Source organism: Candidatus Eisenbacteria bacterium, assembly GCA_035712145.1.
GTDB lineage: Bacteria > Eisenbacteria > RBG-16-71-46 > RBG-16-71-46 > RBG-16-71-46 > DASTBI01.
Window position 1 is genome coordinate 1 of the sequence record DASTBI010000234.1, and the last position, 8047, is coordinate 8047.

An 8047-nucleotide genomic window follows, 5' to 3' on the forward strand; every position below is an offset into this window, starting at 1 on the left:
CAAGTTGCCCGCGCCCGGGCCGCCCCGCGACGCGAGCCCCGAGCGCGTGCGCTGGGTGCCCACGTCGATCGCGCCCCGCCTCACGTCGATTGCGCCCCGCCTCACGTCCCAGCGTCCCGAGGCACGTGACGATCGAACCCACGTCTATCTCTGTGGACTGCTCGCGGCGCTGTTCCTCGTGCTCGCCTCCTGGAAGGGTGATGGTCGCGGCTACGCGGCCGCCTTGCTGTTCGGTCTCCTCACCGTCACGCTTCTCGTCCTCAATCTCGCGCAAAGTCGCGACGATTAGGCCGGATCCTTCACGAACCAGGAGGTCCCCATGACCACGGAGCTTCAGGCCGTGATCGATCGGCTCGATCAGGTTGAGCGACAAGCGCGCGGCTGGAAGCTGCTCGTGGTCGTCTCGATCCTGATCGCCGCCGCGTCGATCGCGCTCCCCATCCTGTACCCGATGTCGGCAAGCACGCCTTCTTCCGAGCGCGCGCGTTATTCGGTCGTCGAAGCGAATCGCTTCCTGCTGCGCGACGGGGATGGTGTGCTGGCGGGCGGAATGGAGGTGACACCCGATGGCACGATCCGCTTCGTGCTCGGTAACCGCACAACCGCCGCTGCGTTCCTCGAGGTGCAGCGGAACGGTGCCGGAAACCTCACGCTGCGCGGGCCCGATGGTGACGTGCGCGCGGCGCTGCTTGCCACGGAGACGCCGTCGATGATCCTGTCCGCGATCCGCGGCGTGTCGGGTGCGGCGCTCACGACCACGGCGAACGGCGCAGGCCAGATGGCGCTCAAGGATGGGACGGGGCGGACTCGCTTCCGCGCGCCGTGACCCGACCTGACTCCCTCATCAAGTACAGCCAGCCTGCTCGCACGCGTGGCTCCAAGCTCCAGATTCCCGCTGTCCATTTCGCAGGAAGCTGCCGATAACGCGGACAGGTCATTCATTCGTCACGTGAGGGGGAACGCATGGAGCCCACGTACAGGAGTTTCGGTCAGGAGTGGGCGAGCGCCGTCATCGATGGCGACTACACCAAAGCGCAGCGAATGCTCGCGCCCTGGCTGCGCAAGGAGCTGAGCCCGTCCGACCTCGAAGCGATGCTGAAGGACGCCGTGAACGGAGGGCCGAAGCCCGCCGAGTTCGAGCTGGATGCTGGCTTCAGCACCTACGAGGACCTGAAGAACCCGGACGGCTACCCGCCGCGGTCGAACCCGTTCGATCCCTCGCTCACCGCGGACAACTTCCGCAAGTGGATGTGCGTCGAGTTCCGGCCGTCCGAAGACGACGAAGAGCCCGGACCGGGCTTCGATCTCTGGATGGCCGTCGTGGACGTCCAAGGCAGTATGGCGATCGGCTACCTGGAGCCAAGCGAAGCGGACTGAGCGCCCGCCTGGCCGATCCGATCTTCCGGGGACGCCCGACAACAGGAAGATTCCTCGGATCGCTTGCGACCCGCGCGTCCCGCTGGCAGTGTGCGGCTCATGCCTTCACCGGCCTCACCGGGCGTGCGCGTGCTGGCGTTGTGGCGCTCTCTGTCAGGACTTCCCTTCGGACCCTCGCTGTTCATGTTCGTGTTTGGCCGCATGGTGCCCTATAGCGGCGCGCTCGGCGCGAGGGTGCGGCGGCTCGAGCCCGGACAAGTGCAACTGGAGTTGGCCGACCGCCGCGGCATACGCAATCACCTCGACTCGATTCATGCGATAGCGCTCGCGAACCTCGGCGAGCTCGCGAGCGGCCTCGCCATGACCACCGGGCTGCCAGCGGGTGTGCGCGGGATCGTGCTCGGCATCGACGCGCGGTATCTGAAGAAAGCACGCGGCACTCTCTCGGTCGATTGCGCGGTGACGGTGCCTGAAGTGCGGGAGAGCACCGACTTCGAGGTACACGCCGAGATCCGCGACGCCGCCAACGACCCCGTGTCGCGCGTCACCGTACGCTGGCGACTGAGCCCGGTTCCTCCGCCGGCATGAGTGACAACGCGCTCGAGACGCCGCTCACGCGCCACGCCGGTATCGAAGTACCGCTGATCTGCGGAGCGATGTACCCGTGCAGTAACCCCGAACTGGTGGCCGCGGCGTCGGAGGCCGGCGGTATCGGCGTCGTGCAGCCTCTCTCGCTCACGTTCGTTCACGGGCACGAGTTCCGCGCGGGACTGCGCCTGATTCGCTCGCTCACGTCTCGCCCGATCGGCATGAACGCGCTGATCGAGAAGTCGTCGCGTCTCTACATGGACCGCATGCGCCGCTGGGTGGACGAGGCGATCGAAGAAGGCGTGCGGTTCTTCATCACCTCGCTGGGCAATCCGCGCTGGGTCGCAGACGTGGCGCACGCGGCAGGCGGTGTCGTGTACCACGACGTGACCGAGGCCAAGTGGGCGGCGCGCGGCGTGGACGGGGGCGTCGACGGACTGATCGCGGTCAACGCGCGCGCCGGCGGACACGCGGGGCCACGCGACCCCGTGGCTTTGCTCGAGGAACTGCGACCGTTCGGCTTGCCGGTCGTGGCCGCCGGCGGCATCGGCGACCCGGCGGGCTTCGTCGCGATGCTGCGGCTGGGTTACGCCGGCGTGCAGATGGGAACACGTTTCATCGCGACCCGCGAGTGCCGCGCCAGCGACGCCTACAAGCGGGCCATCATTGAAGCGAGCGAGAACGACGTCGTGCTGACCGAGCGCCTGACTGGAGTGCCGGTGGCCGTGCTGAACACGCCTCACGTCCAGCGCGTGGGAACTCAGGCGGGTCGGTTCGAGCGCTGGATGCTAAGGGGCCGGCGGCGGAAACACTGGATGCGCTCGTGGTACGCGGTGCGCTCGGGGCTTCAGCTCAAGCGCGACTCGCTCGCCACCGATGGCCGGCCGGACTACTGGCAGGCAGGCAAGAGCGTGGCGGTCATTCGCTCGATCGAGCCGGCCGGGGACATCGTGCGAGCATGCGCGGCGGCGCTGAGCGCCGACCTCGGTCGTGAGGCGAAACCATGACCACACCGCAGCGCAACAATCCGCTTCATGGCGTCACGCTCCAGATGATGCTCGAGCAGATGGTCGATCGATTTGGCTGGGAGGGGCTGGCGCGGGACGTGCCGCTTCGATGCTTCCTGGTCGATCCCAGCATGGCCTCGGCGCTCAAGTACCTTCGCAAAGCCCCGCGGGCCCGAAACAAAGTCGAGGAAGTCTACCTGCGCTTCGTGCGCAGCGGCCTGAAACGGCATCGATAACCGCTGCTTTGGCGAACTGGCCCTGGGGCCAGTTCGGGCGCCTCCGCTGGGACCCGTTGCGCTTGATGCCCCGACGGTTCTGGTCCAGATTCAGCCGTTTCCTACCGAAAACATTCGGAACAGGCAGTGGAGGCGGTCTTGGATTTTCTCTTTCTGGCGGGACTCATCCTGCTGGTCGTGGTGGGGGTGCCGGTGTGGGTGCTGGTGCACCTCGCACGGATCAGCGCGCGGCTGAGCCGCTTGGAACGCGAGTTGGCTCACCTGCGCCAGCGCTCAGCAGAGGGCTTGGCGGATGAGTTCCGGGCCCTGCGGCTCGGCCAGCACGAGGCCGCGCCGGCCCCTTCGGCCGCGCCCTCGACCCAGCCGCCCGCCGCGATGACCCTTGACGAGCCGCCACCGCCGCCGCCGCCACCACCACTACCATTGCCAGTCACTTCCCAGTTCGCATCCCCGGCAGCGTCATCCCCGCGCATCGATTTCGGCCGCATCGAGCAGCTGGTCGGAGGGGTGTGGCTGCAGAACCTCGGCGCGGTGCTGCTCCTGGTTGGGTTGTTCCTCATGATCGTGTGGGGCTATGGCACAAGGCGATTCGGTCCGCAGGTGCTCGTCATCGCCGGCGTGGCGCTCGGGTTGGCGTTCGCATGGCGCGGGGATCGAGTGGCGCGGCGGATGCCACGCTTCGGACATGGCCTCATCGGCACGGGGATCGGGGTCATCTATCTGACGCTCTATCTCGGATTCGTCCGCCTCCACGTGCTTGGCCCGGAGATCGCGTTCCCGCTGCTTGCGCTCGTCTCCTTCGGCTCGATCATGGCCGGACTGCACTACCGCGTGCAGCTGATTGGCGCGCTCGGAGTCGTCGGTGCGTTCCTCCCGCAGTTCCTGGCCGGCTGGCTCGGCATGGGTGGATTCCATCTCTCGTCGTGGATCCTGCTCGGGTACCTCGCGGTCGTGGACGTTCTGGTCTTCGTGCTCAGCGCGCGCGCGGGTTGGAGCGCGCTCGCGCTCGCCGCCCTGCTGCTGTCAGCCATGTCGTGGTCCGCGGCGTTCTTCGGGGTCCAGTGGGGCTGGGGACAGCAAATCGGCCTCAGCATACTGTTCACGGCCCTCGGGCTCGCGCCGTTGCGGCGGCTCGTCCGGGTCGAAGGGCCTGTGCGGGGGATCGATCTGGCCGTCGTAGCGGCCGCACCCCTGGCGTTGATGATCGCTTCCTCGCCGTTCTTGATGTATGGGAATCGCGAGTACGTCGGCATGCTGCTGTTCGCGCTCGCCGCCGTGTGGACGGCTGCGGCGTTGTGGGTCGACGTCCGGAAGCCCGAACGCGACCTGTGGATTCCGCTTACGGCCGCCGCCACGCTCTATGCCACGGCGGGCATCGCACGAGTGGCGGGGCTTGAGTACACGAGGTTGGCGTGGTGCGCCGAGGGCGCAGTGCTCCTGGCGCTCGGACTCCGGCCGCGCGCCGGGTGGCTGCGGGTCTGGGGCTCGCTGATCATGGCGGCGGGTGGATTCTGGTCGCTGGGCTACCTGATCAAGTCTTCCCCGGAATGGGGAATGCCGCCGATCCTCCACGCGGACGGCCTGCTCACCCTCGGCGAGATCGCTGCGGTGCTCACAGGATCGTTCATCCTGGCGCGCGGCCGTTCGCGGCTGACGTCGGACGAGCAATTCACGCCGGAGCTCTGGAGCGGATTCGGCAACCTGCTGCTGATGTTCTGGATCAGCGCCGAGGCGAGCGCCATTGCCTCAGCACTCGTGGATCCGCAGTCCGGTCTGCAGCACCTGCCCCCCGCGCTCGGAATCTCGCTCGACCAGCGGCGCACAGGCCTCGATTGGGCGATTCGCGGCGCGGGCTGGATGGCGCAGGCCGTCACGCTGGTGTTGATCGGGACGCGCGGCGAGCGTTCATTGCTGCGGATCGGCGGCCATCTCATCGGAATCCTGGCGATGTTCGTGACCTTGTTCCGGTTGTGGGCCGGGAACGACGGATGGGGACGCGACTGGATGCCGGTTCTGAATCCGTTATCGCTGCTCGGGCTCGGTGTCACCGTGGGCGCGTTCATGATCGCCGCTCGCCTCTCCGGGCGCCGATCGCATCTCGCGCCGGTGGAGGTGCGCGCTGCCGAGGTGTGGTGCGCCGCGGCGATCCTCGCATTGATGTCGTGGACCAGCCGTGAATCCGAGCACCTGACCACGATGGTCGCCGCAGGGGCCATCCCCGTGGCGACGCGCCGGCTGCAGGCATTGATGGCCGCGTGCACCAGCGGGGCTTGGCTGCTCGAAGCAGTGCTCCTGCTGGTTGCCGGCTGGTGGCGCGCTTCGGCGTTCCTGCGTTGGTCCGGCCTTGTCGTCATCGGGGTCACGCTGCTGAAATTCGTCGTCGTCGATCTCCAATCGGTCGACCTCTTCTGGCGATTCCTCACCGCGATCGTCGTGGGAGCCGCGATGCTCGGGATGTCCTATGTCTATCAGCGCCAGCAGGGACGGGCGAGAGAAGCCGAATCGGAGACGTGACCCGAGCCGAGGGCGGGCCGAACGAATCTGCTGACGCGAGTGGTCCCAGAGGCTATGCTCTCTCCGCCACGTTTCCGGGAGGCTCTTCCTCATGGCCTTGCTCCCACGCGTCGCGGTCGTCGCGGGCGCGCTTGCCGTCCTTCAGGCCGGTTGCGCCGAGAAGACCACGCGTCCGGCCATCACCGCCGTCACGCTGTCGTTGGCCACGTCTCCGGCGGGGGGCAATCCGTCTCAGCCGATCGTGGCCGACGTGCGTGTCCGCAATGTCGGCGATACACGCGTCTGGCATAGCGCAGGATGCGGCTGCGATCCCATCTCGCTCAGGGTGCTTGGGCCCGATGGGCTCGAGGTGTTGCTACGCGATCCCAAGGCCGTAGGGCCGGCGTGCCCGTGCTGGCTCGCTCCGCTCGAATCCAAGCAAAGCCTCGGCGGGAGTTCCGTACTCTTCACAGGGACCCTGTACGTGGCTGATGACCCGACCTGGCCTACGCCGACCTATGCCGCGCCACCGGGCACTTACACGGTGATCGCCCGTTTCGGCTATTCGACCAGCGTGCCGGGGGACTTTCATACGCTTGAACGACGGACGACGTTTGCGTGGGCGCCATGAAGCGCTACCGCTGAGCGGATTAGGCGGGCTCGACACGCGTCAGGACGGCGACGCGCACTGGGTCGCGGACCGGAGCCCCACCGTGTGTGAGTCTGAGCCACATCCACGGCAACACATGACGTCGCAGCCACGAGACTTCGCCCGCCAGCCGCTGCCAAGGATGCACAGGCGGAAGCGACGGCAACGGCTCACGCCATGTCCCGCTCGAGCCAGGCAACCCCAGGGCCTCGGCGAGCGCGTCGGCGATGAGCGCGTGCCCGGCGGCGTTGGCGTGGCACCGATCGTGGGTCCAATGTCGGGGATCGGTTGCGACGGCTGGGAGCGCGTCGAAATCCACCAGCAGTGTGCCGGTCTCGGCACATACGCGGCGTGTGCCGGCGTTCAGCGCCTTGATTCGCGGTGCGATCGGCCGCGAAACCGGCAAGAGCGGGGTTAAGTCGGGCAAGGTGAACGTCAAGACGACGGCACCTGTCGCAACACACGCTCGCTGTATCTGATGCATGTCGGCCAGCACGTCCTCGAGATCGAACCGCGGACGAATGACATCGTTCGTTCCAGAAAAGCAGGTCACGAGGTCGGGCTCGAGCGCAAGGGCCGGCGCCAACTGCTCATCCTTGATCTCTCGTGTGGTACGACCCCGCGCCGCGAAGTTCGCGTATTCGAGGCTGCCTTGCGCCGCGAGCCGCCTCGCGAGTCGCCAGGACCAACCGCGCCAGCCACCGTTCGGGTCGGGATCGCCGATCCCCTCTGTCGAACTATCCCCGATGGCGACGTATCGGCGGAAAGTCACGGGGAGCCGCGCATGCCCGGACACTAGCATGGTGGGCACCCGGGCGAGCGGGTTTCTGCAGCGCGGAAGATTGCTGCTGGCGTCTCCAACTCGATCCGGTTCGGACTCCGTAATCCAGAATTACCGCACGGTGTGAGTCCGTCCCGAAGTGGGATAGATGGTAGCTAGCGCGATTCTATTGGTGCCTGGGCTTCTGGGGCATGCCTGCGAGCATTGGTCTTGGTGAGTCCACGCCAAGCACGACCCTCTGGAGTCAGCGCGCGCGCCGGTAGTGCATGGCGACCGCGCCGCTGCGGAGCGGCTTCGCCGAGACCAACTCGAGCCGTCGCGTGCTGGGCAGCCCGCTCTCGTACAGGGTCGGGCCGTGGCCGGCGATCCTGGGGTGGACGAGAAATTTGTACTCGTCGATCAGATCCAGCCGGTCGAGCTCGGTCGCGAGCTTGCCGCTTCCGAGGAGTACGCCGTCTGGGGTCGCGTCCTTGAGCTTCTGTACGCCCGTGCGCAGGTCGTCGGCGATGTGGTGGCTGTTGGTCCACGGGAAGTCCTTTCGCGTCGAGGACACCACGTACTTCGGCTTGGCCTCCAGCTTGACCGCCCACTCGCGCATCGCCGGCGGTGCCTCCGCGTCGCCGCGGGCGACCGCTGGCCAGTAGCTCTCCATCATCTCGTAGGTGACGCGGCCCCACAGCATCGCCCCGCCCTCATCCATGAGACGGGTGAAGAAGGCGTGTGTCTCGTCGTCGGCGATTCCTTCCTGGTGGTCCACGCAGCCGTCCAGGGTGACGTTGATGCTGAAGGTCAAGAGTCCCATGGCGTCCTCCGTTTGAGCTTGTCTCGACTTAACAGTCGATGCTTCTCTTGTCGCGTTTGCGCTTCTTCACGTCCTGGTCCCGCATGGCAGCAAATCTCGCTGGCATCGGCCGAC

General features: G+C 67.0%; 10 protein-coding genes. 8 read left to right on the plus strand and 2 right to left on the minus strand.

Annotated features, from left to right (window positions below; all coding sequences use genetic code 11):
* From VFQ05_16735 to VFQ05_16770, 8 genes are all read left to right on the plus strand, one after another.
* Positions 1–289: hypothetical protein (locus VFQ05_16735; protein ID HET9328415.1), on the plus strand; the 289-nt coding region annotated here is incomplete at its 5' end.
* 30 nt (positions 290–319) lie between these two features.
* On the plus strand, positions 320–826 hold the full coding sequence (locus VFQ05_16740) for a hypothetical protein (GenBank protein HET9328416.1): 507 nt from the start codon (positions 320–322) through the stop codon (positions 824–826).
* A gap of 137 nt (positions 827–963) precedes the next feature.
* A complete protein-coding gene (locus VFQ05_16745) occupies positions 964–1377 on the plus strand; it encodes a hypothetical protein (protein ID HET9328417.1) in 414 nt (137 codons plus the stop codon).
* A 123-nt stretch (positions 1378–1500) separates the two neighbouring features.
* On the plus strand, positions 1501–1965 hold the full coding sequence (locus tag VFQ05_16750; protein ID HET9328418.1) for a DUF4442 domain-containing protein: 465 nt from the start codon (positions 1501–1503) through the stop codon (positions 1963–1965).
* On the plus strand, positions 1962–2972 hold the full coding sequence (locus VFQ05_16755; GenBank protein ID HET9328419.1) for a nitronate monooxygenase: 1011 nt from the start codon (positions 1962–1964) through the stop codon (positions 2970–2972). The genes VFQ05_16750 and VFQ05_16755 overlap by 4 nt, the downstream gene beginning before the upstream one ends.
* Complete coding sequence (locus VFQ05_16760; GenBank protein ID HET9328420.1) at positions 2969–3208, plus strand: VF530 family protein; 240 nt, start codon at positions 2969–2971, stop codon at positions 3206–3208. The genes VFQ05_16755 and VFQ05_16760 overlap by 4 nt, the downstream gene beginning before the upstream one ends.
* A gap of 138 nt (positions 3209–3346) precedes the next feature.
* The gene (locus VFQ05_16765) at positions 3347–5722 is read left to right on the plus strand and encodes a DUF2339 domain-containing protein (protein ID HET9328421.1); all 2376 of its coding nucleotides are present in this window, start codon (positions 3347–3349) and stop codon (positions 5720–5722) included.
* 91 nt (positions 5723–5813) lie between these two features.
* The gene (locus VFQ05_16770; GenBank protein HET9328422.1) at positions 5814–6332 is read left to right on the plus strand and encodes a hypothetical protein; all 519 of its coding nucleotides are present in this window, start codon (positions 5814–5816) and stop codon (positions 6330–6332) included.
* Positions 6333–6351: 19 nt separating this feature from the next.
* On the opposite strand, the gene VFQ05_16775 is transcribed toward VFQ05_16770, so the two are convergent.
* Together VFQ05_16775 and VFQ05_16780 are read right to left on the minus strand one after the other, a co-directional pair.
* Positions 6352–7152 (minus strand): SGNH/GDSL hydrolase family protein, encoded by an 801-nt coding sequence (locus VFQ05_16775; protein ID HET9328423.1) that lies wholly within the window; start codon positions 7150–7152, stop codon positions 6352–6354.
* Positions 7153–7375: 223 nt separating this feature from the next.
* Positions 7376–7933 (minus strand): dihydrofolate reductase family protein, encoded by a 558-nt coding sequence (locus tag VFQ05_16780; protein HET9328424.1) that lies wholly within the window; start codon positions 7931–7933, stop codon positions 7376–7378.
* Positions 7934–8047 lie beyond the last annotated feature (114 nt).

Bases quoted from the DNA above. Each gene is read 5' to 3' on its own strand.
- VFQ05_16740 (HET9328416.1), top strand. From the start codon at position 320: ATGACCACGGAGCTTCAGGCCGTGATCGATCGGCTCGATCAGGTTGAG.
- VFQ05_16745 (HET9328417.1), top strand. From the start codon at position 964: ATGGAGCCCACGTACAGGAGTTTCGGTCAGGAGTGGGCGAGCGCCGTC.
- VFQ05_16770 (HET9328422.1), top strand. From the start codon at position 5,814: ATGGCCTTGCTCCCACGCGTCGCGGTCGTCGCGGGCGCGCTTGCCGTC.
- VFQ05_16775 (HET9328423.1), bottom strand. From the start codon at position 7,152: ATGCTAGTGTCCGGGCATGCGCGGCTCCCCGTGACTTTCCGCCGATAC.
- VFQ05_16780 (HET9328424.1), bottom strand. From the start codon at position 7,933: ATGGGACTCTTGACCTTCAGCATCAACGTCACCCTGGACGGCTGCGTG.
- VFQ05_16760 (HET9328420.1), top strand. From the start codon at position 2,969: ATGACCACACCGCAGCGCAACAATCCGCTTCATGGCGTCACGCTCCAG.
- VFQ05_16755 (HET9328419.1), top strand. From the start codon at position 1,962: ATGAGTGACAACGCGCTCGAGACGCCGCTCACGCGCCACGCCGGTATC.